Source organism: Streptomyces kaniharaensis (assembly GCF_009569385.1).
Taxonomy (GTDB): domain Bacteria; phylum Actinomycetota; class Actinomycetes; order Streptomycetales; family Streptomycetaceae; genus Kitasatospora; species Kitasatospora kaniharaensis.
Genome location: NZ_WBOF01000001.1, coordinates 811,907 through 838,601 on the forward strand (window position 1 = coordinate 811,907; position 26,695 = coordinate 838,601).

Annotated in this window: 25 protein-coding genes; 4 read left to right on the plus strand and 21 right to left on the minus strand. The window is 72.1% G+C overall.

All coding sequences use genetic code 11. The annotated features are described in order from the left end of the window. Positions 1-58: 58 nt before the first annotated feature. Complete coding sequence (locus tag F7Q99_RS03655; RefSeq protein WP_153460045.1) at positions 59-964, plus strand: LysR family transcriptional regulator; 906 nt, start codon at positions 59-61, stop codon at positions 962-964. On the opposite strand, the gene F7Q99_RS03660 is transcribed toward F7Q99_RS03655, so the two are convergent. The 4 genes from F7Q99_RS03660 to F7Q99_RS03675 all read right to left on the minus strand — a co-directional run bounded on the left by F7Q99_RS03660 (position 961) and on the right by F7Q99_RS03675 (position 5,335). Beyond that, the gene (locus tag F7Q99_RS03660) at positions 961-1,470 is read right to left on the minus strand and encodes a GNAT family N-acetyltransferase (protein WP_153460046.1); all 510 of its coding nucleotides are present in this window, start codon (positions 1,468-1,470) and stop codon (positions 961-963) included. The genes F7Q99_RS03655 and F7Q99_RS03660 overlap by 4 nt on opposite strands. A gap of 96 nt (positions 1,471-1,566) precedes the next feature. After that, entirely contained in the window at positions 1,567-3,357 is a 1,791-nt protein-coding gene (gene aspS, locus F7Q99_RS03665; RefSeq protein WP_326846219.1) for an aspartate--tRNA ligase, read from the minus strand. After that, complete coding sequence (hisS, locus tag F7Q99_RS03670; protein WP_153460047.1) at positions 3,354-4,616, minus strand: histidine--tRNA ligase; 1,263 nt, start codon at positions 4,614-4,616, stop codon at positions 3,354-3,356. Before hisS ends, aspS begins: the two co-directional genes overlap by 4 nt. A gap of 11 nt (positions 4,617-4,627) precedes the next feature. Then, complete coding sequence (locus F7Q99_RS03675; protein WP_326846220.1) at positions 4,628-5,335, minus strand: MBL fold metallo-hydrolase; 708 nt, start codon at positions 5,333-5,335, stop codon at positions 4,628-4,630. 263 nt (positions 5,336-5,598) lie between these two features. On the opposite strand from F7Q99_RS03675, the gene F7Q99_RS03680 reads away from it, so the two are divergent. Together F7Q99_RS03680 and F7Q99_RS03685 are read left to right on the plus strand one after the other, a co-directional pair. Beyond that, entirely contained in the window at positions 5,599-6,453 is an 855-nt protein-coding gene (locus F7Q99_RS03680) for a peptidylprolyl isomerase (RefSeq protein WP_326846221.1), read from the plus strand. Positions 6,454-6,717: 264 nt separating this feature from the next. Then, entirely contained in the window at positions 6,718-7,947 is a 1,230-nt protein-coding gene (locus F7Q99_RS03685; RefSeq protein ID WP_153460049.1) for a DUF349 domain-containing protein, read from the plus strand. Positions 7,948-8,027: 80 nt separating this feature from the next. Here F7Q99_RS03685 and F7Q99_RS03690 read toward each other — a convergent pair whose 3' ends face one another. The 16 genes from F7Q99_RS03690 to pgsA form a co-directional block, all read right to left on the minus strand. Next, positions 8,028-10,478: a RelA/SpoT family protein gene (locus tag F7Q99_RS03690; protein ID WP_326846222.1), complete on the minus strand. Its 2,451-nt coding sequence runs from the start codon at positions 10,476-10,478 to the stop codon at positions 8,028-8,030. Positions 10,479-10,659: 181 nt separating this feature from the next. Further along, positions 10,660-11,211, minus strand: a complete 552-nt coding sequence (locus F7Q99_RS03695) for an adenine phosphoribosyltransferase (RefSeq protein ID WP_326846223.1) — start codon at positions 11,209-11,211, stop codon at positions 10,660-10,662. A gap of 25 nt (positions 11,212-11,236) precedes the next feature. Next, on the minus strand, positions 11,237-12,331 hold the full coding sequence (gene secF / locus F7Q99_RS03700; RefSeq protein ID WP_326846224.1) for a protein translocase subunit SecF: 1,095 nt from the start codon (positions 12,329-12,331) through the stop codon (positions 11,237-11,239). Positions 12,332-12,335: 4 nt separating this feature from the next. Next, entirely contained in the window at positions 12,336-14,174 is a 1,839-nt protein-coding gene (secD, locus tag F7Q99_RS03705) for a protein translocase subunit SecD (protein ID WP_407697735.1), read from the minus strand. A gap of 147 nt (positions 14,175-14,321) precedes the next feature. After that, on the minus strand, positions 14,322-14,729 hold the full coding sequence (gene yajC, locus F7Q99_RS03710; protein ID WP_153460051.1) for a preprotein translocase subunit YajC: 408 nt from the start codon (positions 14,727-14,729) through the stop codon (positions 14,322-14,324). 250 nt (positions 14,730-14,979) lie between these two features. Beyond that, positions 14,980-16,056, minus strand: coding sequence for a Holliday junction branch migration DNA helicase RuvB (gene ruvB, locus F7Q99_RS03715; protein WP_230210149.1), 1,077 nt, complete (start codon positions 16,054-16,056; stop codon positions 14,980-14,982). Between the two features lie 46 nt (positions 16,057-16,102). After that, positions 16,103-16,714 carry a Holliday junction branch migration protein RuvA gene (gene ruvA / locus F7Q99_RS03720; RefSeq protein WP_326846225.1) on the minus strand — a complete coding sequence of 204 codons (612 nt, stop codon included), beginning with the start codon at positions 16,712-16,714 and terminating at the stop codon, positions 16,103-16,105. Beyond that, complete coding sequence (gene ruvC, locus F7Q99_RS03725; protein ID WP_326846226.1) at positions 16,711-17,262, minus strand: crossover junction endodeoxyribonuclease RuvC; 552 nt, start codon at positions 17,260-17,262, stop codon at positions 16,711-16,713. Before ruvC ends, ruvA begins: the two co-directional genes overlap by 4 nt. Positions 17,263-17,377: 115 nt before the next feature. Next, on the minus strand, positions 17,378-18,133 hold the full coding sequence (locus tag F7Q99_RS03730) for a YebC/PmpR family DNA-binding transcriptional regulator (protein ID WP_153460052.1): 756 nt from the start codon (positions 18,131-18,133) through the stop codon (positions 17,378-17,380). A 78-nt stretch (positions 18,134-18,211) separates the two neighbouring features. After that, entirely contained in the window at positions 18,212-18,835 is a 624-nt protein-coding gene (pdxT, locus tag F7Q99_RS03735) for a pyridoxal 5'-phosphate synthase glutaminase subunit PdxT (protein ID WP_326846227.1), read from the minus strand. Between the two features lie 95 nt (positions 18,836-18,930). After that, positions 18,931-19,842 carry a pyridoxal 5'-phosphate synthase lyase subunit PdxS gene (pdxS, locus tag F7Q99_RS03740; RefSeq protein WP_326846228.1) on the minus strand — a complete coding sequence of 304 codons (912 nt, stop codon included), beginning with the start codon at positions 19,840-19,842 and terminating at the stop codon, positions 18,931-18,933. 153 nt (positions 19,843-19,995) lie between these two features. After that, complete coding sequence (locus tag F7Q99_RS03745) at positions 19,996-20,496, minus strand: hypothetical protein (RefSeq protein ID WP_153465767.1); 501 nt, start codon at positions 20,494-20,496, stop codon at positions 19,996-19,998. A gap of 74 nt (positions 20,497-20,570) precedes the next feature. After that, positions 20,571-20,936 (minus strand): 5-carboxymethyl-2-hydroxymuconate Delta-isomerase, encoded by a 366-nt coding sequence (locus F7Q99_RS03750; RefSeq protein ID WP_195910989.1) that lies wholly within the window; start codon positions 20,934-20,936, stop codon positions 20,571-20,573. 60 nt (positions 20,937-20,996) lie between these two features. Then, positions 20,997-22,181, minus strand: coding sequence for a glycosyltransferase family 4 protein (locus F7Q99_RS03755; RefSeq protein ID WP_326846229.1), 1,185 nt, complete (start codon positions 22,179-22,181; stop codon positions 20,997-20,999). 46 nt (positions 22,182-22,227) lie between these two features. Next, positions 22,228-23,223: a phosphatidylinositol mannoside acyltransferase gene (locus F7Q99_RS03760; RefSeq protein ID WP_153460054.1), complete on the minus strand. Its 996-nt coding sequence runs from the start codon at positions 23,221-23,223 to the stop codon at positions 22,228-22,230. A 19-nt stretch (positions 23,224-23,242) separates the two neighbouring features. Further along, positions 23,243-23,890, minus strand: coding sequence for a phosphatidylinositol phosphate synthase (gene pgsA / locus F7Q99_RS03765; RefSeq protein WP_153460055.1), 648 nt, complete (start codon positions 23,888-23,890; stop codon positions 23,243-23,245). A gap of 255 nt (positions 23,891-24,145) precedes the next feature. Here pgsA and F7Q99_RS03770 point away from each other — a divergent pair, with 255 nt between their 5' ends. After that, entirely contained in the window at positions 24,146-26,194 is a 2,049-nt protein-coding gene (locus F7Q99_RS03770) for an elongation factor G-like protein EF-G2 (RefSeq protein ID WP_153460056.1), read from the plus strand. Here the strand turns inward: F7Q99_RS03770 and F7Q99_RS03775 are convergent. Beyond that, positions 26,182-26,640 carry a thiol-disulfide oxidoreductase DCC family protein gene (locus F7Q99_RS03775; protein ID WP_153460057.1) on the minus strand — a complete coding sequence of 153 codons (459 nt, stop codon included), beginning with the start codon at positions 26,638-26,640 and terminating at the stop codon, positions 26,182-26,184. The two genes, F7Q99_RS03770 and F7Q99_RS03775, sit on opposite strands and share 13 nt — an antisense overlap. Positions 26,641-26,695 lie beyond the last annotated feature (55 nt).

Here is a 26,695-nt window from a genome sequence, read left to right on the forward strand (position 1 = left end):
TCAACCTTCACCCACACCTGCCGGACGGGTCCAATTTCCGCTTCCATAACCTTGGGGCATGGATGTCGACACCCGGCTGCTGCGCAGCTTCGCCGCGGTCTGCGAGGAGGGGCAGCTGACGGCCGCCGCGGCCCGGCTGTTCGTCTCGCAGCCGACGCTGACCAAGCAGATCCGCCAGCTGGAGACGCTGCTCGGGGTCGAGCTGTTCGAGCGCTCGCGGCGCGGCATGGCGCCCACCCCGGCCGGCCGGGCGCTGGCCGAGTACACCGGGGCGATGCTGGCCGGCTGGGACGACGCGCTGCGCGCCACCAGGGCCGCCGCCGCCGAGCAGGTGGCGACGCTGCGGGTGGGATTCGAGGGTGGCATCATCAACCTGATGTCCCGGCGCACGGTGGCCGACTTCACCCGGCGGATGCCCGGCTGGCAGGTGGAGCTGCGGCAGAACAACTGGTTCGACCCGACCTCGGGCCTGGCGACCGGCGAGATCGACCTCACGCTCTGGCACGCCCCGCCGTACCTGTCCGCGCAGTACAACGTCGCCGTCCTCGGCCAGGAGCGGCGGGTCGCGGCGCTGCCCGCCGGGCACCGGCTGGCCGCGCGCTCCGAGCTGAGCTTCGAGGACCTGCTGGACGAGCCGTTCGTGGCGATTCCGCACGAGGCCGGGCACTGGCGCGACTACTGGCTGGCGGCCCACGAGCGGGGCGGGCGTCCGGTGCGGATCGGCGCGGTGGCGCACAACACCGACGAGTGGCTGGCCGCCGTGGTGTGCGGCCAGGGGATCGGTTTCGCACCGGAGACGATGAGCCGGCTGGCGGCGCGCGACGACGTCGCGTACCGGCCGGTGCGGGGCCTGAGCCCGAGCCAGGTCGGGCTCTACTGGCCGAAGGACCGCGAACTCACCCCGGCGATGGCCGCGTTCGTCCGCAGCTGCCGGGCCACCGTGGGGTTCGGGGTGCGGAGCTAGAGCACCTCGAAGGGCTCGGGGTAGCGGCACAGCCCGCGCGGCCCGCCGTCGTACGCGGACAGCGTGAGCGCCTGGAAGTAGGCCTCCGGCACCTCGAACGGGCCGGTCACCTCGTGCCGTCCGGCCGGGGCGAAGCCGAACCGGGCGTAGTACCCCGGGTCGCCGAGGACGACGACGAGCTTCTCGCCCGCCTCCTCGGCCGCCGACAGCGCGGCCCGGACGACGAGTTCGCCGATGCCCTTGCGCTGCCACTCCGGCGCCACGGCGACCGGCGCGAGCGCCAGGCCCTCGCCCCCGTCGCCGACCCGCAGCCGGGTCAGCAGCGCGTGCCCGATCACCAGCCCGGCCTCGTCCACGGCCACCAGCGACAGTCCGGGCAGCCAGGCGGGGTGGCGGCGCAGCGCGTCCACCAGGTCCGCCTCGTCCGGCCCGGGGAACGCCGCCATGTGGACCCGTCTGGTGGCCGGGGCGTCGTCCGGACATTCGACCCTGGTACTGATCTTCATGGTTGAGTCAACCCTCCCTGTGTCGCACGCCGTTGTGGACCGGCCCCGGACGGCGGGTGGACCGTCCGGGGCCGTTGCAGGCTAGCCGATGTTCCGTCAGGCCTCGGGCTGGGCCTCGGACTTGGCGTCATCGCGCACCTTCGGCTGGGCGTCCACGCCGGCCTCGCGGCGCTGTGCCGGGGTGATCGGGGTCGGGGCACCGGTCAGCGGGTCGCCGCCGGTGGACGTCTTCGGGAACGCGATGACGTCCCGGATGGTGTCGTACCCGCCCAGCAGCGTGACGATCCGGTCGAGGCCGAAGGCGACGCCACCGTGCGGCGGCGGGCCGTAGTTGAAGGCGTCGAGCAGGAAGCCGAACTGCGAGGCCGCCTCCTCCTCGGAGAGGCCGATCGCGTCGAACGCCCGCTTCTGCACGTCCCGCTGGTGGATACGGATCGAACCGCCGCCCAGCTCCGAGCCGTTGAGCACGAGGTCGTAGGCGTTGGACAGGGCCGAGCCCGGGTCGGTGTCGAAGGTGTCCAGCGACTCCGGGGTCGGGGCGGTGAACGGGTGGTGCACCGCGTGCCAGCCCTGGAACTCGCCCTTGTCGTCCTCGATCGGCTCGAACATCGGGAAGTCGACGACCCAGAGGAAGGCCCACTGCGACTCGTCGATCAGGTTGCAGCGGCGGCCGATCTCCAGGCGGGCGGCGCCGAGCAGCTCCTGCGAGGCGCGCTGCTTGCCGGCCGCGAAGAAGATCGCGTCGCCGTTCTTGGCGCCGGCGGCGGCGGCGAGGCCGGCCAGGTGCTCCTCGGAGAGGTTCTTGGCGACGGGGCCGCGCAGCTCGCCGGTCTCGGCGTCGATGACGACGTAGGCGAGGCCGCGGGCGCCGCGCGCCTTGGCCCAGTCCTGCCAGGCGTCCAGGGCCTTGCGCGGCTGCGAGGCGCCGCCCGGCATGACCACGGCGCCGACGTACGGGGCCTGGAAGACGCGGAACTCGGTGCCCTTGAAGTACTCGGTGAGGTCGGTGAGTTCCTGCCCGAAGCGGACGTCCGGCTTGTCGGAGCCGTAGCGGCCCATGGCGTCCGCGTAGGTCATCCGCGGCAGCGGGTTGGGGATCTCGTAGCCGTGCACCTCGCGCCAGACGGCGCCGACGATCTTCTCGCCGAGGGCCAGGATGTCCTCCTGGTCGACGAACGAGGCCTCGATGTCCAGCTGGGTGAACTCCGGCTGCCGGTCGGCGCGGAAGTCCTCGTCGCGGAAGCAGCGGGCGATCTGGTAGTAGCGCTCCATGCCGGCCACCATCAGCAGCTGCTTGAACAGCTGGGGCGACTGCGGCAGCGCGTACCAGTGGCCGGGCTGCAGGCGGACCGGGACGAGGAAGTCGCGGGCGCCCTCGGGGGTGGAGCGGGTGAGGTACGGCGTCTCGATGTCGAGGAAGTCGTTCTCCTCCATCACCCGGCGGATGATGTTGTTGACCTTGGAGCGCAGCCGCAGGCCCTTGGCCGGGCCCTCGCGGCGCAGGTCCAGGTAGCGGTAGCGCAGCCGGACCTCCTCGTTGACCGTACCCGGCTCGTACTCGGCGACCGGGAACGGCAGCGGGGCGGCCTCGGAGAGGACCTCGATCGCGCTGACGACGACCTCGATCGCGCCGGTCGGGATGTCCGGGTTCTCGTTGCCCTCGGGGCGCACCCGGACGTCGCCGACGACCTTGACGCAGTACTCGGCGCGCAGGCCGTGCACCGAATCCAGGTCGCGGACCACGATCTGCACGCTGCCGCAGGCGTCGCGCAGGTCGATGAAGGCCACGCCACCGTGGTCGCGGCGGCGGGCGACCCAGCCGGCCAGGGTGACGGTCGTGCCTGCGTGCTCCGGGCGGAGCGTGCCCGCGTCGTGCGTGCGGATCACAGCTGCTTCTCCTTCAGGGTGGTGACGAGTGCGTCGAGGGCGACGGGGTTCTGCTCGCCGGTGGTCATGTCCTTGAGCTGGACGACGCCCTCGGCGAGGTCCCGGTCCCCGGCGATCAGGGCGAAGCGGGCGCCGGACCGGTCGGCGGACTTCATGGCGTTCTTGATGCTCTTGACGCCGAAGGCGAGGTCGGTGGCCACGCCGGCCCGGCGCAGCTCGACCACCTTGGCGAACAGGACGTTCTTGGCCTCCTCGCCGAGCGCGACGGCGTACACGGAGGTGGCGGACGGCAGGTCGAGGACGACGCCCTCGGCCTCCAGCGCCAGGTAGGTGCGGTCCACGCCGAGGGCCCAGCCGACGGACGGCAGCGAGGGGCCGCCGATCATCTCGGACAGGCCGTCGTAGCGACCGCCGCCGCCGATCGCGGACTGGGCGCCGAGGCCGTTGTGCACGAACTCGAAGGTGGTGCGGGTGTAGTAGTCCAGGCCGCGGACCAGCTTCGGGTCGTCCGTGAAGGCCACGCCGTTGGCGGTGAGCAGCTCGCGGACCTTCTCGTCGTACGCCTTGCAGTCCTCGCAGAGGAAGTCGCGCAGCATCGGGGCGTCGGTGAGCTGGGCCTGGACCGACTCGCGCTTGTCGTCGAGGACGCGCAGCGGGTTGATCTCGGCGCGGCGGCGGGTGTCCTCGTCCAGGTCCATGCCGGCGAGGAACTCGATCAGCGCGGCGCGGTAGACCGGGCGGCACTGCTTGTCGCCGAGGCTGTTGAGCAGCAGCGTGTAGTTGCTCAGGCCCAGCGAGCGGAAGGCGTCGTCGGCCAGGATGATCAGCTCGGCGTCCAGCGCCGGGTCCTCCGCGCCGATCGCCTCGGCGCCGACCTGGGAGAACTGGCGGTAGCGGCCGGCCTGCGGGCGCTCGTAGCGGTAGTACGAGCCGGAGTACCAGAGCTTGACCGGCAGGTTGCCCAGCTTGTGCAGGTTGGCCTGGAGGGCGGCGCGCAGCACCGAGGCAGTGCCCTCGGGGCGCAGCGCGAGGTCCTCCTTGCCGCGCTTGGTGAGGGAGAACATCTCCTTGGTCACGATGTCGGTGGACTCGCCGACGCCGCGGGAGAACAGCTTCACGTCCTCGAAGACCGGGGTCTCGATGTAGCCGTAACCGGCCTGGCGGGCGGGCGCGGCGATGCGCTCGCGGATCGCCAGGAAGGTCGCGGAGCTGGGGGGCAGCAGATCGTAGGTGCCCTTGGGGGCGGTGAAGGTGCTCAACGTCTCTTCCGTCACATTCCTCGTCGCGGGAAAGCCGGGGCGCCGGTCGCCCCTGCTGCCTGTCGGAGGTAGGGGTTGGTGGCGCGCTCGCGGCCTATGGTGGTCTGTCCGCCGTGGCCGGAGAGGACCACGGTGGTGTCGTCGAGGGGCAGGCACACCCGGGCCAGCGAGCGCATGATCGCTCCGCTGTCCCCGCCCGGGAGGTCGGTACGCCCGATGGAGCCGGCGAACAGCAGGTCGCCCGAGAAGAGCACCGGGGGGAGGTCCTCGGCGCCGGGCGTCCGGAAGGTCACCGACCCCCCGGTATGGCCCGGGGCGTGGTCCACGGTGAGCTGCAGGCCGGCCAGCTCCAGCACGCTGCCGTCGGTGAGCTCGCGCACGTCGTCGGGCTCGCCGACGGTGAGCTCGCCCATCAGCTGGGTGCCCAGGGAGCGGCCGAGCGCCTTCTCCGGGTTGGACATCATGTACCGGTCCTCGGGGTGGATCCAGGCCGGGACGCCGCGCGCGCCGCAGACCGGGACCACCGAGGCGACGTGGTCGATGTGGCCGTGGGTGAGCAGCACGGCGACGGGCTTCAGCCGGTGCTCGCGGACCAGATCCTCGACGCCGCGGGCCGCCTGGTGACCGGGGTCGACGATCACGCACTCCTCGCCCTGCGCCGGCGCGACCAGGTAGCAGTTCGTGCCCCAGGCTCCAGCGGGGAATCCGGCGATGAACACGCGCGTCCTTCGGTTGTGCGGCTACAGGCTGTGATGCGGCTACCAGTGATGTATGGGCAGCCTACCGGCGGTCCGGGTCCGGTTGCGAACCAGATAGCGGTGGCGGGCGCGGTTCGTTCTGACAGGTTCACCGCGTTCTTACGGGCCGGGTCCCTACACTTGGCCGCCGATGGATGCGAAGATCCCCATCTGTATCCGTTCACGATCCCTCCTCGCCCGTCGGGCACGAGGGGCCCACGCACATCCGTCAGGAGACACGGCCGGTGGTCAGCAGCGAACAGCGGCGGCGGCAGCTCGCCCGCGAGAAGTACGAGCGGCAGATGGAGCGCCGGGTCGCGGCCCAGGCCGCCCGCAGGCGCCGGAACACGATCCTCGGCGCCTCGCTCGCCGTGGTCGTGCTGGCCGGCGGCGGCGCCCTGATCGGCACGGGCGCCTTCAGCTCGGACGACAAGGACAAGAAGGACACCGCCGCGGCCCAGGCCGCGCCGACCCAGCCGGTCCCGAGCGACGTCACCCAGCCCCCGGCGCCGACCCGCAAGCCGGTCGAGGGCTGCGCCGACCCGGCCGCGGGAGCGCCCAACAAGAAGCAGTGGCAGGCCGAGCCGGCCATGACGATCGACGCCGGCGGCGCCTACACCGCGACGCTGGACACCAACTGCGGCAAGGTGACGATCGCGCTGGACGCGGCCAAGGCCCCGCACACGGTGAACTCCTTCGCCTTCCTCTCCGGCGAGCAGTACTTCGACCACACCAAGTGCCATCGCCTCACCACCGCGGGCATCTTCGTGCTCCAGTGCGGCGACCCGACCGCCAGTGCGATCCTGCCGGGCGGCACCGGCGGCCCCGGCTACAAGTTCGCGGACGAGAACCTGACCGGCGCGACCTACCCGGCGGGCACGGTGGCGATGGCCAACTCCGGCCCGGGGACCAACGGCAGCCAGTTCTTCCTGGTCTACAAGGACACCCAGCTCGACCCGAAGTACACCCCCTTCGGCAAGATCACCGGCGGCCTGGACGTGCTGCAGAAGATCGCCGCCGCGGGCACCCTGGAGGGCCGCCCGGACGGCCACCCGATGGCCGACGTCACCCTCAACTCGGTGACCACGGCGAAGGGTTGACCCACGCCGGGGCCGCCCGGAACGCGCTCCCGAGCGCGCTCCGGCGCGGTCCCGGCCCGAAATCGCTGGGCTCGGATGCGGACAGCACCGGGCCTGGTCGCCTATGTTGGCGTTGTGTAGGGTGCCCGGACCCGCCTAGCCGTCACCCTCGGCAGCAAGGCACGGCGGACGGGACGGCGGACTCTTCGGTCCGCCGCACATCAACTGTGGACGACGGACGCGCGCCGCCCCGGCGCGGGCGCGACGTCATGTGGAGGACGCGCTATGAGCAGCGACCCGTGGGGCCGTGTCGACGAGCAGGGCACGGTCTACGTCAGGACGGCCGACGGCGAACGCGTCGTGGGTTCCTGGCAGGCCGGCTCGCCCGAGGAGGCCCTCGCCTACTTCGAGCGCAAGTACCAGGGCATCGAGGTGGAGATCGGCCTGCTGGAGAAGCGGGTGCGCACCACCGACCTGGCCGCCAAGGACGCCCAGATCGCGCTGGAGCACCTGCGCGCGCAGGTGGCCGAGGGGCACGCGGTCGGCGACCTGGACGCCCTGGCCAAGCGACTGGACACGCTCGCCGGTGAGATCGAGACCCGGCGCGAGGAGCGCAAGGCCGCCCGGGCCAAGGCCCAGGACGAGACCCGCACCGCCAAGGAGGCGCTGGTCACCGAGGCCGAGCAGCTGGCCGAGTCCACCCAGTGGCGGGAGGCCGGGGACCGGCTGCGCGCCCTGGTGGAGACCTGGAAGGGCCTGCCGCGGCTGGACCGCAAGAGCGACGACGAGCTGTGGCACCGCTTCTCGCACGCCCGTTCGGTCTTCTCCAAGCACCGCAAGGCCCACTTCGCCACCCTGGACGCCGAGCGCGAGAAGGCCCGGCAGACCAAGGAGGCACTGGTCGCCGAGGCCGAGGCGCTGTCCTCGTCCACCGAGTGGGGCGAGACCGCGGCCCGCTACCGCGACCTGATGGCGCGCTGGAAGGCCGCCGGCCGCGCCCAGCGGGACGTCGAGGACGAGCTGTGGGCGCGGTTCCGCGGCGCCCAGGACGTCTTCTTCCAGGCCCGTTCCGCGGTGTTCAGCGAGCGGGACGCCGAGCAGGTGGGCAACCAGAAGCTCAAGGAGGCGCTGGCCACCGAGGCCGAGGCGATCCTGCCGATCACCGACCTGAAGGCCGCGAAGGCCGCGCTGCGCGAGATCAGCGAGCGCTGGGAGGCGATCGGGCACGTGCCGCGCGACGCCCGACCGAAGCTGGACGGCCGGCTGAACGCGGTCGAGCGGGTGATCCGCGAGGCCGAGGACGCCGAGTGGAAGCGCTCCAACCCGGAGGCCAAGGCCCGCGCCGCCGGCATGGTCGGCCTGTTCCAGACGAAGGCCGACAAGCTCCGGGCCGACCTGGACAAGGCCCGCGCGGCCGGCAACACCGCCAAGGCGGCCAAGCTGGAGTCCGAGCTGGCCGGCGTGCAGGAGCTGCTGGAGCAGGCCCACAAGAGCCAGGAGGAGTTCAGCGGCTGAGCCCGCTGCACGCCGAAAGGGGCCCCGGGTGATGCCGGGGCCCCTTTGCGTACGGCGCGTACGGGCTGCTCGCGTACGGGCTACTTGCGCGCCGAGGTGACGCGGTAGACGTCGTACACGCCCTCCACGCCGCGGACGGCCTTGAGCACGTGGCCGAGGTGCTTCGGATCGCCCATCTCGAAGGTGAAGCGGCTCATCGCGACCCGGTCGCGCGAGGTCTGCACCGCCGCCGACAGGATGTTGACGTGCTGGTCGGAGAGCACCCGGGTGACGTCCGAGAGCAGGCGCGAGCGGTCCAGCGCCTCGACCTGGATCGCCACCAGGAAGACCGAGGACTGGGTGGCGGCCCACTCGACGTCGATCATCCGCTCCGGCTGCTGGCTCAGCGCCTCGACGTTGACGCAGTCGGCGCGGTGCACCGAGACGCCGTTGCCGCGGGTCACGAAGCCGACGATCGGGTCGCCCGGCACCGGGGTGCAGCAGCGGGACAGCTTGACCCAGACGTCCTCGACGCCCTTGACGATCACGCCCGGGTCGCCCTTCGCCCGGCGGCGCACCGCCCGGCGGTTGTCGTGCGTCGGGGTCGCGGTCTCGGCGAGGTCCTCGGTGGCGCCCTCCTCGCCGCCGAGCGCCTGGACCAGCTTCTGGACGATGTTCTGCGCGGCGACGTGCCCCTCGCCGATCGCGGCGTAGAGCGAGGAGATGTCGGGGTAGCGCATCTCGTGGGCCAGGGTGACCAGCGAGTCGCCGGTGAGGATCCGCTGGATCGGCAGGCCCTGCTTGCGCATCGCCCGGACGATCGCCTCCTTGCCGTGCTCGATCGCCTCCTCGCGGCGTTCCTTGGAGAACCAGGCGCGGATCTTGTTGCGGGCGCGCGGCGACTTGACGAAGCCCAGCCAGTCCCGGGAGGGGCCGGCGTTCTCCGCCTTGGAGGTGAACACCTCGACGGTGTCGCCGTTCTCCAGCGTCGACTCCAGCGGCACCAGCCGCCCGTTCACCCGGGCGCCTATGGTCCGGTAGCCGACCTCGGTGTGCACCGCGAAGGCGAAGTCGACCGGGGTCGCGCCGGCCGGCAGGGCTATCACGTCGCCCTTGGGCGTGAAGACGAAGACCTCGTTGCTGGCCAGGTCGAAGCGGAGCGACTCCAGGAACTCGCCCGGGTCGGCGGTCTCCTTCTGCCAGTCGAGCAGCTGCCGCAGCCAGGCCATCTCGTTGACGGCGCCGGCCTTGTCGTCCTTGCGCACCTGGGTCGGGGTGTCGGTGCGGACCTTGGACGCACCGGCCACCGCGCGCTGCTTGTACTTCCAGTGCGCGGCGATGCCGTACTCGGCCCGCCGGTGCATGTCGAAGGTGCGGATCTGCAGCTCGACGGGCTTGCCGCCGGGGCCGATCACCGTCGTGTGCAGCGACTGGTACATGTTGAACTTGGGCATCGCGATGTAGTCCTTGAACCGCCCCGGCACCGGGTTCCACCGCGCATGGATGGTGCCCAGCGCCGCGTAGCAGTCGCGGACGGTGTCGACCAGGACCCGGATGCCCACCAGGTCGTAGATCTCGGCGAAGTCCCGGCCCCGCACGATCATCTTCTGGTAGACCGAGTAGTAGTGCTTCGGCCGGCCGGTGACGGAGGCGGTGATCCGGGCGCCGCGCAGGTCGCCCTGGACCTGGTCGATCACGGTCGCCAGGTACTCGTCCCGCTTGGGGGCGCGCTCGGCGACCAGCCGGACGATCTCGTCGTACATCTTGGGGTAGAGGATCGCGAAGGCGAGGTCCTCCAGCTCCCACTTGATGGTGTTCATGCCCAGCCGGTGCGCCAGCGGGGCGTAGATCTCCAGCGTCTCGCGGGCCTTCTTCTCCTGCTTCTCCCGCTTGAGGTAGCGCATCGTGCGCATGTTGTGCAGGCGGTCGGCGAGCTTGATCACCAGGACCCGCGGGTCCTTGGCCATCGCGACGACCATCTTGCGGACGGTCTCGGCCTGCGCGGCCTCGCCGAACTTGACCCGGTCCAGCTTGGTGACGCCGTCGACCAGCAGGGCCACCGAGTCGCCGAAGTCCTTGCGCAGGGTCTCCAGGCCGTAGTCGGTGTCCTCGACGGTGTCGTGCAGCAGCCCGGCCATCAGGGTCGGGGCGTCCATGCCCAGCTCGGCCAGGATCGTCGCGACGGCCAGCGGGTGGGTGATGTACGGGTCGCCGCTCTTGCGCTTCTGCCCGCGGTGCCACTTCTCGGCGACGGCGTAGGCGCGCTCGATGTCGCGCAGCAGGGCCGGGTCGGCCTTCGGGTCGTTCGCCCGGATCGAGCGGAACAGCGGCTCCAGGACGGGGTTGAGCACACTGGAGCGCTGGCCGCCGAGACGGGCGAGGCGCGCGCGCATGCCGCCGGCGGAGGCACTTCGGCCGGCGGGGGCGAGCGGACGCGAGGATGTCGGCGCCGGGCGTGCCGGGGTGGCCCCCGAGGGCGTGGGACGGTCTTCGGGGGCGGCCGATGCGGCCGTGGGCACAACCTCGTCGGGCAAGGACACTCCTCGGGGCACCGGGGCCGGCCCCTCGCACGGGCCGCGCTGCCTGGCACAACCGGGAGGGGATGAATCTTCATGGTACCGAGCCGGGCGCCCGGGTGTTCAGCCGCCCGGGCCCTGACGCACCCGCGGACGGCGAAGAGCGGCGGCCGGATGATCCGACCGCCGCTCCTCACTCATGTCCCGCTCAGGGCACTCAGACCATGACCAGCGTCTCCAGCGGAGCGCCGTCCAGGTGCCCGGCCAGCCGCGCGCGGCCCTCCAGGAAGCCCAGCTCCATCAGCACCACGACGCCCGCCAGCTCGGCGCCGGCCTCCTTGACCAGGTCCAGCGAGGCGCCGATGGTCCCGCCGGTGGCCAGCACGTCGTCCACCACCAGCACCCGCTCACCGGGCGTGAAGGCGTCGCACTGGACCTCCAGCGTCGCCGAGCCGTACTCCAGCTCGTACGAGCGCCGGAACACCTCGCCAGGCAGCTTGCCCTGCTTGCGGATCGGCACGAAGCCGAGCCCGGCCGCGAAGGCCGCCGGGGCCGCCAGCACGAAGCCGCGCGCCTCCAGGCCGACCACCTTCGTCGCCCCGAGCGCCTTCGCCCGGTCCGCCAGCGCCCGGGTGAGGGCGCCGAAGGCCTCGGCGTCGGCGAGCAGCGGCGCGATGTCCTTGAACAGCACACCCGGCTTCGGGTAGTCCGGGACGTCCCGGATCCGGCTGTTCAGCAGGTCGGCCAGTGCGATGTCGGCGGTGGTCACGGTGATGCGTCCTTAGGGTCGGGGCTCAGCGCTTGGAGGACGGACGGCCCTTGGCACGCGTGGTGCCGGCCGACCGGCCGCGCTGACCGACCATACCCGCCTGCAGGTCCTCGTCCGCGGACTCCTCGCCCGCCGGCACCGCATCGCCCTTGGCGTCCGCCGCGGCCCGGTGCTGGAGGACCCGCTTGCGCAGCGCCTTCATGTCCGACTGCTCCTCCTTGAGCTGCGCCAGCAGCGGGGTGGCGACGCAGATCGAGGAGTAGGCACCGGCCGCGAGGCCGATGAACAGCGCGAGCGAGATGTCGTTCAGCGTGCCGGCGCCCAGGAGGCCGCCACCGATGAACAGCAGCGCGGCGACCGGGAGCAGGGCGACCACGGTGGTGTTGAGCGAACGCACCAGCGTCTGGTTGAGGCCCGCGTTGGCCGCCTCGCTGTAGGTGCGCTTGTTCTGCTTGGTGAGCCCCTTGGTGTTCTCCTTCACGGTGTCGAAGACGACGACCGTGTCGTAGAGCGAGTACCCGAGGATCGTCAGGAAGCCGATCACCGTACCGGGGGTGACCTCGAAGCCCACCAGGGCGTAGACGCCGATGGTGATCAGGAGGTCGTGGATGAGGGCGACCAGCGCGGCCACCGCCATCCGCCACTCGAAGGCGATCGCCAGGTAGGCCGTCACCAGGATCATGAAGACGATCAGACCGGTGAGCGCCTTGTCGGAGATCTGCTTGCCCCAGCTGGGGCCGATCACCTGAGCCTCGACGGTGTCCAGCGGCACGCCGATCTTCTGCGAGAGCTGCGAGCGGATCTCGTCCGAGCTCTTCGACTCGTCGGTGCTGACCTGGATGCGGATCTTGCCGTTGTCCGTCGACTGCACCAGCGGGTGCGAGGAGACGACCTGGTCGGCCGTGTCCTGCGCCTGCGAGACGGTGAGGCCCGGCTTGCTGACGGTGTAGACCGAACCGCCCTTGAACTCGATGCCCAGGTGCAGGCCCATGGCCAGTCCGACGGCGGCGAGCAGGACGATGACACCCGAGATCGAGTACCAGATCTTACGGCGCCCGACGAAGTCGAAGCTGACCTCGCCCTGGTAGAGCCGGTGGCCCAGATTGGAGAAGCGTGACACGGTGTCAGGCCTCCTTCACGGCGGCAGAGGAGGGGCTACGGCGACGGCTGCTGCGCAGCGGCGGGCGGGCGCCCAGTCGCTTCGGGTCCAGGCCGGACCACGGGTGACCGTCGGAGAAGAACCTGCGCCGGGCCAGCAGCGTGATCACCGGCTTGGTGAAGAGGAAGATCACCACGACGTCGAGCGCGGTGGTCAGACCCAGGGTGAACGCGAAGCCCTGGACCTTGCCGACCGAGACGATGTAGAGCACCGCGGCACAGAGGAAGGACACGAAGTCCGACACCAGGATGGTGCGCCGGGCCCGCGGCCAGGCCCGCTGGACGGCCGGGCGCAGCGGGGCGCCCTCGCGGACCTCGTCGCGGATGCGCTCGAAGTACACGATGAAGGAGTCGGCGGTGATACCGATCGCGACGATCGCACCGCAGACCGCCGGCAGGTTCAGCGCGAAGCCGATCCCGCCGCCGAGCAGGCTCATGATCGAGTAGGTCAGGATCCCCGAGACGACCAGACCGGCGATCGAGACCAGGCCGAGGCCCCGGTAGTAGATCACCGAGTAGGCGACCACCAGCAGCATGCCGATGGCGCCGGCGGCCAGACCGGCCTTGAGCTGGTCACCACCGAGCTGCGGGGAGACGGTGGTGATGTCGCTCTTGGAGAACTCCAGCGGCAGGGCGCCGTAGCTCAGCACGTTGGCCAGGTCCCGCGCCTCGGGCTGGGTGAAGCTGCCGGAGATGACGGCGGTGCCGCCGGGGATGGCGCTGCGCACGTACGGGTGCGACACGACCTCGTTGTCCAGCACGATGGCGAACTGGTTGGTCGGGTCGGGCATGGCGGCCAGCTTGCCGGTGACGGCGGCGAAGTCGCTGGTGCCCTTGTCGTTGAACTGGAGCTGGACCTGCCAGCCGGCGCCCTGCTGGGTGTCGATCGAGGCCTGGGCCTTGGAGACGTCCGAGCCCTTCACGGCCACCGGGCCGAGGACGAGCTTGGAGTAGGCGCCGCCACGCTCGGGCTTCTGGGAGCACGCGACGACCGGCTTGTCCTCGGCCTGCTGGCCCAGCTGCTGCCGCGCCTCGGGCTTGGTGCAGTCGAGGGTGGCGAACGCGGCGGACAGCTCCGGCGGCACGGTGCCCTGGGTCATCGCGGCGGCGAGGTCGGCCGGGTTCGGGGCGGTGGCGGGCGCGCTCGGGGTGCTCGAGGCGGCCGCGGCCGGGGTGCCGGTGGCGGCGGGGGCGCTCGGGGCGGCGCTCGCGCCGGAGGGGGCCGTCGAGGGGCTGGCGTCGGCGAGGGCCTCACCGACCGCACGGCCCTGCTTGGTGGCGCTGGCGCTCGCGCCGGGGGTGCCGGTGGCGGCGGCGCTCGGGGCGGCCGAGCCGGTGGCCGTCGGGGCCGCGGCCGGGGTTCCGGTGGCGCCGGCGGAGGGCGAGGAGGTGGGCGCGGGGACCTGGAGGCCGCTGGGCGCCACGGCCAGGACCGGGCGGAAGAACAGCTTCGCGGTGGTGCCGACCTGCTCCGCGGTGTTCTGCCGGTCTCCGCCCTTGGGGATGTTCACGATGATCGTGTCCGAGCCCTGGGTCTGGACCTCCGCCTCGGAGACACCCATCCCGTTGACCCGGCGCTCGATGATCCCGGTGGCGATGTCCATGTTGGACTTGTTGATCGCCTTGGGGTCGGTCGACTTCGCGGTCAGCGTGATGCTGGTGCCACCGGCGAGGTCGATCCCGAGCCGGGGCTTGGTGTTGCCCGTCCCGAACATGAGGGCGACCAGTCCGACGGTGACGACCAGGATGAGGGCCAGCGCCCGCCCTGGGTAGCCGTCGCGCGGGCGCGACTTGGGTGTTGCCACCTTGCTCGTTTCTCCCTGTCCATGCCACCTCCCCGACCGGACCCCCGTCCGGCTCGTGGCGGAACGGGGGCATGGCGGTTCTGCGGCCCTGAGGTCCTGTGGGCTCGCGGCACTGCGCCGCGCGGCCGGGCGGGGTGCCCGACCGTACTACTTGCTCGCGGGAGCCCCGCCCTCGGCATCGCCCTTCTCGGCGCTGTCCTTGGTCAGCGTCAGCGGCTTGTCCTCGACCGGCGCCTCGTCGGCGTCCTCGGCCTCCGGCTCGGGCAGCTCGTCATCGGCGGGGCGGCCGTTGATGATCGCGTCGTACTCCTGCGGGTCCAGGACGGCCGCGATCGCGCTCTTGGTGAAGTGGGTGACCACACCGGGCGCGATCTCCAGCTCGACGGTCTCCTCGTTGACCGCCTTCACCTGGGCGTACAGACCGCCGATGGTGCGCACTCCCGCCCCGGCCTCCAGCGAGGTCTGCATCTGCTGCTGCTGCTGCTGGCGCTTCTTCTGCGACCGGAACATGAGCACGATCGCGAGGACGGGGAGGAGAAGGATGATGAAGTTCACTGCAGCCAGGGTCCTTTACGGGCCGCCGGGGCCGGCAGCCTGTGTGGTATTGGTCGGCCCGTCAGGTGAGAGGGGCGGTCCGGCGGAGTCTAGGCGACCCCGAACTGATCGGACAACGCCAAGCATCGCATCCTGCCGCCGAAAGTGGCGACCCTCCGCCTGCACGGATTCCCCGGATTCCTCCCCTCGGATCTCCGTGCGGTGTGGTAGACGGGCCCGCCGGGAAACCCGGGGAGCAAGCCTCACCCGTTCAGCCCTCGTCGGCCGGGAAGAGCTCGGACTGTGCCGGGACGGCGCCGCGGGCGGTCTGGACCGGCGGGGTCAGCCCGAGGTGCTGCCAGGCGGCGGCGGTGGCGATCCGGCCGCGCGGGGTCCGGGCGAGCAGGCCCTCGCGCACCAGGAACGGCTCGGCGACCTCCTCGACCGTCTCCGCCTCCTCACCCACCGCGACCGCCAGTGTCGACAAACCGACCGGTCCGCCTCCGAACAGTCGCAGCAGCGCGTCCAGCACCGCGCGGTCCAGCCGGTCCAGACCGCGGGCGTCCACCTCGTAGACGTCCAGCGCCTGGCCGGCGATCTCGGCGGTGACCACGCCGTCGTGCCGCACCTGGGCGTAGTCGCGGACCCGGCGCAGCAGCCGGTTGGCGATGCGCGGGGTGCCGCGGGAGCGCCCGGCGATCTCGGCGGCACCGGCCGGGTCGATCTCGACGTCCAGCAGCGAGGCCGAGCGGTGCACCACCCGCTGGAGCTCGGCCGGGGCGTAGAACTCCATGTGCCCGGTGAAGCCGAAACGGTCCCGCAGCGGCGGCGGCAGCAGACCGGCCCGCGTGGTGGCGCCGACCAGGGTGAAGGGCGGCAGCTCCAGCGGGATGGCGGTGGCGCCCGGGCCCTTGCCGACGATCACGTCGACCCGGAAGTCCTCCATCGCCATGTACAGCATCTCCTCGGCCGGCCGGGACATCCGGTGGATCTCGTCGAGGAAGAGCACCTCGCCCTCGGTGAGCGAGGAGAGGATGGCCGCGAGGTCGCCTGCGTGCTGGATGGCCGGGCCGGAGGTGATCCGGATCGGGGCGCCCAGCTCGGCCGCGATGATCATCGACAGGGTGGTCTTGCCGAGCCCCGGCGGGCCGCTGAGCAGCACGTGGTCCGGTGCGGCGCCGCGCTTGCGGGCCGCCTGGAGCACCAGGGACAGCTGCTCGCGCACCCGCTCCTGGCCGATGAACTCGCCCAGCAGCTTGGGCCGCAGCGCCGCCTCGACCGCCTGGTCCTCGCCGTCGGCGGCGGCCGTGACCAGCCGGTCGGCGGCCTGGTCGTCGTACGAGGTCATCGAATCGTGCTCCAATGTCGACAAACGGACAGGTCGTCAGATCGCTTCAGCGGGAACGGTTGAGGCTGCGCAGCGCGAGCCTGAGCAGCGCACCGACGTCCGGCGTCGACTGCGCCTCGGCCTCCGGGGCGACGGCGGCCACCGCCTCGTCCGCCTCGCGCGGCGCGTAGCCGAGGCCGACCAGCGCGGAGTGCAGCTGCTCGCCCCACGGCGCGGGCCCGGCGGCGAGCGGCTTCTGCGCCGGGACGCTGCCGTTCGGGGCGCCCAGCTTGTCCTTGTACTCCAGCAGCAGCTTGGCCGCCTTGGCCTTCCCGATGCCCGGCACGGCCACCAGCGCCTTCTCGTCCCCGTTCGCCACCGCCAGCCGCAGCGCGTCGGGGCTGTGCACGCCGAGGATCGCCTGCGCGAGCTTCGGGCCGACACCCGGCGCCGCCTGCAGGATCTCGAACACGGCCCGCTCGTCGTCGTCCGCGAAACCGAACAGGGTCAGCGAGTCCTCCCGGACCACGAGCGAGGTCGCGAGCCTGGCCGGCTCCCCCAGCCGGAGGCCGGCCAGCGTGTTCGGCGTGCACTGCACGGCCATGCCGACCCCGCCGACCTCGACGACGGCGATCCCGGCGGAGATGGCCGCCACGGGTCCTTGCACGAAGGCGATCACCGGCTGGTTCCTTTCAGGGTGCCGTTCGACGGGGTGGAGCGGGCGGCCCGGACCGCCGCCTCGATGCGGTTGGTCGCACCGCCGCGCCAGATGTGGCAGATGGCCAGCGCCAGCGCGTCGGCGGCGTCGGCGGGCTTGGGCGGGGCGTCCAGCCGCAGCAGGCGCTGCACCATGGCGGTGACCTGCGCCTTGTCGGCCCGACCGGAGCCGGTGACGGCGGCCTTGACCTCGCTCGGGGTGTGCAGGGTGACCGGGATGCCGCGCCGGGTGGCGCACAGCATCGCGACGGCGCTGGCCTGGGCGGTGCCCATCACCGTCCGCACGTTGTGCTGGGCGAAGACCCGCTCGACGGCCACCAGGTCCGGCCGGTGCTCGTCGAGCCAGCGCTCCATGCCCTGCTCGACCAGCAGCAGCCGCTGCCCTGTCTCGGCGTCGGCGGGAGTGCGCACCACACCGACCCCGACCATCCGCAGCGGCCGGCCCGGCGCGCCCTCGACCACGCCGACACCGCACCTGGTCAGCCCCGGGTCCACGCCCAGTACCCGCACGTCACGCCCGCCTTTCCACGACCCCCGCAGGCTACCGGCCCGCACCGACAATCCGCCCCGAACACACCTCCGCCCGGCGGCCACGAGGGCTGCCGGGCGGAGGGGACGTGTTCGATCAGGCGTCGATCTCGGCCATGATCTCGTCGCTGACGTCGAAGTTGGCGAAGACGTTCTGCACGTCGTCGCTGTCCTCCAGCGCGTCGATCAGCTTGAAGATCTTGCGGGCGCCGTCGGCGTCCAGCTGGACCTGCATGCTCGGCACGAAGTTGGCCTCGGCGGAGTCGTAGTCGATGCCGGCGTCGACCAGCGCGGTGCGGACCGCGACCATGTTGGACGCCTCGGAGATGATCTCGAAGGCCTCGCCGAGATCGTTGATCTCCTCCGGGTCCTGGTCCAGGACGACCTCGAAGAGCTTGTCCTCGTCCACGCCGTCGGCCTTGGGGACGATGACGACGCCCTTGCGGGAGAACATGTACGACACCGAGCCCGGGTCGGCCATCGAGCCGCCGTTGCGGGTCATCGCGACGCGCACGTCGGAGGCGGCGCGGTTGCGGTTGTCGGTGAGGCACTCGATGAGGACGGCGACGCCGTTCGGGCCGTAGCCCTCGTACATGATGGTCTGGTAGTCGGCGCCGCCGGCCTCCAGACCGCCACCGCGCTTGACGGCGCGGTTGATGTTGTCGATCGGGACCGAGCTCTTCTTCGCCTTCTGGATGGCGTCGTAGAGGGTCGGGTTGCCGGCCGGGTCGGGCCCGCCGGTGCGAGCCGCCACCTCGATGTTCTTGATCATCTTGGCGAAGAGCTTGCCGCGCTTGGCGTCGATCACGGCCTTCTTGTGCTTGGTGGTAGCCCACTTAGAGTGGCCGGACATCGCCAGCTCCTTTACGTCGCCAAAGGGAAATGAACAGATGAGATCTTACCGGTGTCGTCACCGATAAGGCGCACACGGTCAGCGCGCGGCCACCGCGAGGTGCTCCTCGACCATCCGCACGAAGTAGGCGTGCACCCGGTGGTCGCCGGTGAGCTCCGGGTGGAAGGACGTGGCCAGCAGGTTCCCCTGGCGCACCGCCACGATCCGGCTCTCCGGGCCGTCCGCGGCCGGCAGCTCGGCCAGCACCTCGACGCCCGCGCCGACCGCCTCCACCCAGGGGGCGCGGATGAACACGGCGTGCACCGGCGCGTCGTCCAGGCCCTTGAACGCGATCCCGGACTCGAAGGACTCGTTCTGGCGGCCGAAGGCGTTGCGGCGCACGGTCATGTCGATGCCGCCGACGGTCTCCTGGTCCTCGCGGCCGTCCAGGATCTTGTCGGCCAGCATGATCATGCCCGCGCAGGTGCCGTACACCGGCATGCCGGCGGCGACCCGCTCGCGCAGCGGGTCCATCACGCCGAACAGCAGCGCCAGCTTGGACATGGTGGTGGACTCCCCGCCGGGGATCACCAGCGCGTCGACCTCGGCCAGCTCCTCGGCACGGCGCACCGGGCGGGCGAGCGCGTCGGCCTCGGCCAGCGCGACCAGGTGCTCGCGGACGTCGCCCTGCAGGGCGAGGACGCCGATGACTGGAGTGCTCACGGTCTTCAACCTCGTTCGATCGTTCTACGGACGTACGTGGCGCGGCCCGCCGCGCACCGAGGCGCTGCGGCGGGCCGGCTCATGGAAGGGGGCGATTACCAGCCGCGGTTGGCGTAGCGCTCGGTCTCCGGCAGGGTGTCGCAGTTGATGCCGACCATGGCCTCGCCCAGGTTGCGGGAAGCGTCCGCGATGATCTTCGGGTCGTCGAAGAAGGTGGTGGCCTTCACGATGGCGGCGGCGCGCTTGGCCGGGTCGCCCGACTTGAAGATGCCGGAGCCGACGAAGACGCCCTCGGCGCCCAGCTGGCGCATCAGCGCGGCGTCGGCCGGGGTGGCCACACCACCGGCGGAGAACAGCACGACCGGCAGCTTGCCGAGCTCGGCGACCTCCTTGACCAGCTCGTACGGGGCGCGCAGCTCCTTGGCGGCGGCGTACAGCTCGTTGTGGTCCAGGGCGCGCAGGTGGCCGATCTCGTTCTTGATCTGGCGCAGGTGGCGGACGGCCTCGACGACGTTGCCGGTGCCGGCCTCACCCTTGGAGCGGATCATGGCCGCGCCCTCGGCGATGCGGCGCAGGGCCTCGCCCAGGTTGGTGGCACCGCAGACGAAGGGGGTGGTGAAGGCCCACTTGTCGGAGTGGTTGACCTCGTCGGCCGGGGTCAGGACCTCGGACTCGTCGATGTAGTCGACGCCGAGCGACTGCAGGACCTGGGCCTCGACGAAGTGGCCGATCCGGGACTTGGCCATGACCGGGATCGAGACCGCGCCGATGATCTCCTCGATCATGTTCGGGTCCGACATGCGGGCCACGCCGCCGTCCTTGCGGATGTCGGCGGGGACCCGCTCCAGCGCCATGACGGCGACAGCGCCGGCGTCCTCGGCGATCTTGGCCTGCTCGGCGTTGACCACGTCCATGATCACACCGCCCTTGAGCTGCTCGGCCATGCCGCGCTTCACCCGGGCGGTGCCGATCTGCGGCTGGTCTGCGGTGATGGGGGTGGTGGACACGTGAGACCTCACTCGAAGATGAACCAGTGCTATCGCCCTATGGTAGGCGCATGAATTGACGCATCCATGCGCCACCCAGTCCAGGCCGGACGGCGAGATGCGACAAACAGGCCCTATCCGTGCGTCGATTTCCGGCCGCTTTCGGGACCGCTCTCAGGACGGCGCGCCCTCGGGCGTCAGGGCCGGCGGCGGGGCGTCGTCCATCTCGAACGCCAGCGGGAACGGCGCCTTTCCGGCCAGCCGGAAGTAGCGCACCAGCCGGTGCTCGCGCACCGCCCGGGCCGCCCGCACCGCGTCGTTGTGGAACCGACGGGCCATCGGCACCCGGCGCACCGCCGTGGTCAGGTCCCTGACGGCGTCCTCGCCGCCCGGCTCGGCCACCAGGACCGCCACCTGCTCCGGCTCGGCGAACACCGCCCGCAGCGCCAGGCTCAGCTGGCTCTCGGCCACCTCGCGCTGCTCGTCGTCCGCCAGCCGGGCCGCGTGCGCCGCGTCCAGCAGCAGCAGCGAGGCCGCCGGGTCCAGCAGTGAGGAGGTGGCGAGTTCCATCGCCACCGAGGCCCGGCGGACCAGCTGCGCGTCCAGCGCCGCGCGGGCGGCGTCGATCCGGGCGTGCAGCCGGTCCAGCCGGCCGGCCGTCCAACTCAGGTACATGCCGAACAGCACCACGGCCACGCCGGCCCAGATCCAGGTAGTCACGGGCCGCTACGTTACCGGGTGTTACCGGCTCAGCCGGCGGCGGTGGTGGAGCGGTAGCTCTCCCGGTCGATGTCCTCGATGTTCACCGCGGTGAACAGCCGGGTGCCGGGCGCCGGGCTGATGTGCTCGGCCAGCAACGCCAGCACGCCCTCGCTGAGCGCGGCCTTCGCCTCCGGCGTACGGCCCGGGAAGATCTGGAACTCGACGAACACCTGCGCGTCGGGCCCGTCGCCCTCCCCCACGACGAAGTCGTCGTTCGCCCGGAACAGCGTCTTGCACGCCTCCGGCTGGGCGGCGATCGTCTTCACCGCGAGCCGGTTGATCGCCAGGCCCAGCGCCCGGCGGTCGAAGGTGCCGGCCAGGCCGGCCGAGTAGTCGACGGAGATCTGCGGCATCGTTGCCCCCATGAGTCACAGCAGTACGGTCGACCGAATCTAACGCCGCGTCGGCGCGGATCAATCCCGGGCCAGCCCGAACCGGCCACGCCGCCCGCTGCGCACGTCCTCCTCGACGACGGCCGCGGCGCCCGCCGTCACCGTCTCGTACACCGCGAGGATGTCCGCGCCGACCGTCGACCAGTCGAACCGCCGGACGTGCCGCGACGCCGCCTTCCGCAGCTCCTCCAGCCGCCCCGGGTCGCCCAGCAGCCGCAGCGCCGTCCGCGCCAGCGCGTCGGCGTCCTCGACCGGGAACAGCTCGCCCGCGTCCCCGCCGTCCAGCACCTGCTTGAACGCGTCCAGGTCGCTGGCCAGCACCGGGGCGCCCGCCGACATCGCCTCGACCAGGATGATCCCGAAGCTCTCGCCGCCGGTGTTCGGCGCCACGTACAGGTCCACGCTGCGCAGCAGCCGGGCCTTGTCGCGGTCGCTCACCATGCCCAGGAACTCGACCTGCCGGCGGGCCTCGGGCGCCAGGCCCGCGACGGCCTCCTCCTCGTCGCCCTTGCCGGCCACCAGCAGCCGCACGCCCGGCCGCTCGGCCAGGATCCTCGGCAGTGCCGCCAGCAGCGTCGGCAGGCCCTTGCGCGGCTCGTTGATCCGGCCGATGAAGCCGATCGTGCCCGGCTCGCCCGCCGCCGCGCCGCCCGTCCAGCGCTCGTCCGGCTCGGCGTCCGCGAAGAAGCCGACGTCCACGCCGTTCGGGATCACCACCGCGTCCCCGCCCAGGTGCTCGACGAGCGTCCGCCGGGCGTACTCCGACACCGCTATCCGGGCCCGCATCTTCTCCAGCCCCGGCTGGAGGATCGGCGAGGCCGCGATCATCGCCCGCGAGCGCGGGTTCGAGGTGTGGAACGTCCCGACCATCGGCCCGGTGGCCGACCAGGCGGCCAGCATCGACAGGCTCGGCGAGGCCGGCTCGTGCACGTGCAGGATGTCGAACCGCCCGTCGTGCAGCCACCGCCGCACCCGCGCCGCCGACAGGATGCCGAAGCTCAGCCGCGCCACCGACCCGTTGTACGGCACCGCCACCGCCCGCCCGGCAGAGACCACGTACGGCGGCAGCGCCTCGTCGTCCTCGGCGGGCGCCAGCACCGACACCTCGTGGCCGAGGCCGATCAGGTGCTCGGCCAGGTCCCGGATGTGGAACTGCACCCCGCCGGGGACGTCCCAGTCGTACGGGCAGACGATGCCGATCTTCACGGGTTCCTCATGCTCCTTCGGGTACTCCGGTACGGGGGATGTGGACTCAGGACCCGGACGCCTCGGCCGCGGGCTCGCCTGCCGGCTCCGGTGCGGCCTCCCGGACGGGCTCGACCCGCGCCACGGTCTGATCCCCCGCCCCGTCCACCACCGTCTCACGGACCGGCAGGTCGGCCAGCCAGAAGCGCTGCAGCATGTGCCAGTCCTCGGGGTGCTCGGCGATCGCCCGCTCCCACACGTCCGCCATCGCCTGCGTCATCGCCTGCGTCCGCTCCTTGCGGTCGCCCTCGGTCGGCACCGGCACCTCGGGGTGGATCCGCGCCCGCATCGCCGGCCCGTCGTACCAGAGCGTCACCGGCAGCAGCGCCGCCCCGGTCCGCTGGCACAGCGCGGCCGGGCCGGCCGGCATCCGCGTCGCCTCGCCGAAGAACGTCACCTCGATGCCCGCCTCCGAGAGGTCCCGGTCCCCCACCAGGCAGACCAACCGACCCTCGCGCAGCCGCCGCGCCAGCGTGCCGATCACGTTCACCCCGCTGCCGGTCAGCGCCAGGACCTCCATGCCCTGGCCCTCCCGGAACGCCACGAACCGGTCGAACAGCCGCTCCGGCTTCAGCCGCTCCGCGACCGTCGTGAACGGATAGCCCTGCTGCGCGACCCAGGTGCCCGCGAGATCCCAGTTGCCCATGTGCGGCAGCGCTATCACCGCGCCCCGCCCGGCCTCCATCGGCCCGCGCAGGTTCTCGAAGCCCTCCACCCGCATGTCCCGGGCCACCCGGCCCCGGCTCCACACGGGCAGCCGGAACGACTCCATCCAGTACCGCAGGTACGAGCGCATCCCGGCCCGCGAGAGCGCCCGCAGCGCTTCCTCGTCCAGCCCCGGACGGACCCGGCGCAGGTTGGTCTCCAGCTGGAGCACCCGCTTGCCGCGCTTGCGCCACGCGTAGTCCGCCAGCCGCTCGAACAGGCCTCGCGCCACCCGCTCCGGCAGGTGCTTCAGCACCGCCCAGCCCAGCGCGTACGCCCAGTACACCAGTCGGTCCATCACCGCAGGACGCCCCCCATCAGCTCCCGGCCGACACTCGGTCGGCCTCGAACGCCTCCCGGCGCACGGTCAGCATCCTCTGCAGCACCGTGATGAAACTGCCCACCGCGACCAGCCACAGCGCCACCGGCAGCAGCCACTCCACGTACGGCACCCCGAAGTCGTGCAGACCCGCGACCCCGGCCGCCACCAGGCTGGCGACCAGCCGCTCGGCCCGCTCCACCAGGCCCGACACGTCGCACGGCAGCCCCTGGCTCTCCGCCCGGGCCTTCGTGTACGACACCACCAGACCGCTCGCCAGGCAGAAGATCGCCACTGCGCACAGCAGGTTGTTGTCGCCCTTGCCCGCGTACCACATCGCCAGGCCGCCGAAGATCGCCGCATCGGCGACCCGGTCCAGCGTGGAGTCCAGGAACGCGCCCCACTTGGTGCTCCGCCCCAGCTGACGGGCCATGTTCCCGTCTACCAGGTCCGAGAAGATGAACAGCGTGATCGTGATGGTGCCCCAGAAGAACTCCCCCCGCGGGAAGAACACCAGCGCACCGGCCACCGAACCGGCGGTACCGATCAGCGTCACGGCGTCCGGGCTCACTCCGAGCCGGATCAGGAACGCGGCGAACGGGGTCAGAACACGTGTGAAGAAGGCACGCGCGTATTTGTTGAGCATGGCCTTCCCGACCGCTCCGATCTCCCAGGAACCCGTCTGGCGCAACCCGCGCGGCAGACGGCCGGGCGGATCAGCCCACCCGGCGCACCCATCGTAGCCACGCCTACGACACGCTCCGCCGCAGCACCGCCCGGCGGCACACCAACCGGCTTCGCACACGTGCACGACAACCGCTCGCGCGTACGACACGCGCCCCGGCGTGACCCGACCCTAGACTTTCGAAAGACAGCCTCGGCGCGACGGGAGGAGACCCCGATGCCCGACCGCAGCACGGCCCGAGCCGGCCAGGCACCCGCCGTCACCGGCCCCCGCGACCTGCGCAACGTCGTCCTCATCGGCGGTAGCGGTGTGGGCAAGACCACCCTCGCCGAAACCCTCGCCTTCACCGCCGGCGCCACCGGCCGGGCCGGCCGCGTCACCGACGGCACCACCGTCTCCGACCACGAGGACATCGAGCACCAGCAGCAGCGATCCGTCCAGCTGTCGCTGCTCCCGCTCGAATGGAACGGCGTCAAGATCAACCTGATCGACCCGCCCGGCCACCCCGACTTCACCGCCGACCTGCGCGCCGCCCTGCACGCCGCCGACGCCGCCGTCTTCGTCGTCTCCGCCACCGACCCGGTCACCGCGCCCACCCGCGCCCTCTGGCGCGAGTGCACCGCCGAAGGCATCCCCCGCGCCATCGCCGTCGCCAAACTCGACCTCGCCCGCACCGGCTTCGACGACATCCTCACCGCCTGCCACGACGCCTTCGGCCTCGGCCCCGACACCCTCCGCCCGCTCTTCCTCCCCGTCCTCCACGACGGCCACCCCGACGGAAGCGTCGACCTCCTCACCGGGCAGACCTACGGCGACGCCACTCCCCTGCCCGACACCGCCCCCGCCCGCGACAGCCTCGTCGAGGCCATCTCCGGCCAGGACGACACCCTCATGGAGCGCTACCTGGCGGGCGACACCCTCGACGCCGACGCCCTCGAAGCCGGCATGCGCCGCGAAGTCCTCGCCTGCACCCTCCACCCCGCCGTCCCCACCAGCGAGAACGGCCTCGGCGCCGCCGAACTCCTCGACCTCATCACCCACACCTTCCCCGACCCCACCGAACGCACCCGCCCCGCCCCCGCCTGCGACCCCGACGCCCCGCTCGCCGCCCAGGTCGTCCGCGTCACCGGCGACGCCTACGTCGGCCGGATCAGCCTGCTGCGCCTCTACGCCGGCACCCTGCGCCCCGACACCAAGATCCACCTCGTCGGCCCCGCCCACGCCTCCGACCAGAACGGCGACGAACGCGTCACCGGCCTCAGCAGCCCCTTCGGCAAGCTCCAGCGCCCCGTCCCGCACGCCGTCGCCGGCGACCTGGTCTGCGCCGCCAAACTCACCACCGCCCGGGCCGGCGACACCGTCCACGACCCCGGCCACCCCGTCGAACTCGACGGCTGGACCCTGCCCGACCCCCTGCTCCCGATCGCCGTCGAAGCACACAGCAAGGCCGACGACGACAAGCTCTCCCAGGCCCTCGGCCGCCTCACCGCCGAGGACCCGGCCCTGCGCCTCGAACAGAACCCCGACACCCACCAGCTCGTCCTGTGGTGCACCGGCGAGGCCCACGCCGAGGTCGTCCTCGACCGCCTCCGCACCCGCCACGGCGTCCACGTCGACACCGTCGAACCCAAGGTCGCCCTCCGCGAGACCTTCGGCAGCGCCGCCGCCGGCCACGGCCGCCTGGTGAAGCAGTCCGGCGGCCACGGCCAGTACGCCATCTGCGACCTGGAGGTCGAACCCCTCCCGGCCGGCTCCGGCTTCGAGTTCCAGGAACACGTCGTCGGCGGCGCCGTGCCCAAGCACTTCATCCCCTCCGTCGAGAAGGGCGTCCGCGCCCAGCTCGCCAAGGGCGTCGCCACCGGCCACCCGCTCGTCGACATCCGGGTCACCCTCACCGACGGCAAGGCGCACTCCGTCGACTCCTCCGACGCGTCCTTCCAGACCGCCGCCGCCCTCGCCCTGCGCGACGCCGCCGAGCACGCCGTCATCCGGCTCCTCGAACCCGTCGCCGCCGTCAGCGTCCTGCTGCCCGACGACTACCTCGGCGCCGTCCTCGGCGACCTCTCCGCCCGCCGCGGCCGCGTCCTCGGCACCGAGACCGGCGGACCCGGCCTCACCCTGCTGCGCGCCGAGGTCCCCGAACTCGAACTCGTCCGCTACCCCGTCGACCTGCGCTCACTCACCCACGGCACCGCCGAGTTCAGCCGCGCCTACCTGCGCCACGAACCCATGCCCGCCGCGGTCGCCGACCGCTACACCGACTGAGCGCCCGCACGGTTCGCCAGCGAGCACGCCGCCGTACCCCCCGGCATCCGGTGCCGGTTCCGCGCCACCCAGCGGTACGCCACGCCCGCCACCGGCCGCACCGGCGCCAGCGCCAGCAGCCCGCCCAGGTACGCCCACACGCCGCCCGACCGCATCAGCAACCGCGCCACCGCCTGCGCACCGCCGTACACCTCACCCGCCGGCGTCACCCACAGCACCTCGCGCTCCGCTCGCTCCGCGCTCACCTCGCCCAGCCCGCCGGCCCGCGCGTCCAGCGCCGCCAGATCCTCGAACTGGAACGGCACCGCCTCCCAGCCCCCCGAGGCCAGCGTCTGCCGCAAATACCGCTCCGCCCAGCGCGCACAGGACGAACAGAACGCACAGTCCCCGTCGAACACCAGCACCGGATCCAACACTTCGGCCCCTTTCTCCGCCCGTACCGCCATCGTGCACCACCCCTACATGCGGTGATCCACCGGGTACCGCCCGGGCGCCGACGGA

What these genes read in the sequence shown, in the direction of transcription:
- F7Q99_RS03750 (WP_195910989.1), bottom strand. Translation starts at nt 20,936, where the DNA reads ATGCCGCAGATCTCCGTCGACTACTCGGCCGGCCTGGCCGGCACCTTC.
- F7Q99_RS03660 (WP_153460046.1), bottom strand. Translation starts at nt 1,470, where the DNA reads ATGAAGATCAGTACCAGGGTCGAATGTCCGGACGACGCCCCGGCCACC.
- F7Q99_RS03730 (WP_153460052.1), bottom strand. Translation starts at nt 18,133, where the DNA reads ATGTCCGGCCACTCTAAGTGGGCTACCACCAAGCACAAGAAGGCCGTG.
- pgsA (WP_153460055.1), bottom strand. Translation starts at nt 23,890, where the DNA reads ATGCTCAACAAATACGCGCGTGCCTTCTTCACACGTGTTCTGACCCCG.
- F7Q99_RS03775 (WP_153460057.1), bottom strand. Translation starts at nt 26,640, where the DNA reads ATGGCGGTACGGGCGGAGAAAGGGGCCGAAGTGTTGGATCCGGTGCTG.
- F7Q99_RS03745 (WP_153465767.1), bottom strand. Translation starts at nt 20,496, where the DNA reads ATGTACCTGAGTTGGACGGCCGGCCGGCTGGACCGGCTGCACGCCCGG.
- F7Q99_RS03655 (WP_153460045.1), top strand. Translation starts at nt 59, where the DNA reads ATGGATGTCGACACCCGGCTGCTGCGCAGCTTCGCCGCGGTCTGCGAG.
- F7Q99_RS03685 (WP_153460049.1), top strand. Translation starts at nt 6,718, where the DNA reads ATGAGCAGCGACCCGTGGGGCCGTGTCGACGAGCAGGGCACGGTCTAC.
- F7Q99_RS03770 (WP_153460056.1), top strand. Translation starts at nt 24,146, where the DNA reads ATGCCCGACCGCAGCACGGCCCGAGCCGGCCAGGCACCCGCCGTCACC.
- F7Q99_RS03760 (WP_153460054.1), bottom strand. Translation starts at nt 23,223, where the DNA reads ATGGACCGACTGGTGTACTGGGCGTACGCGCTGGGCTGGGCGGTGCTG.
- ruvB (WP_230210149.1), bottom strand. Translation starts at nt 16,056, where the DNA reads ATGACCTCGTACGACGACCAGGCCGCCGACCGGCTGGTCACGGCCGCC.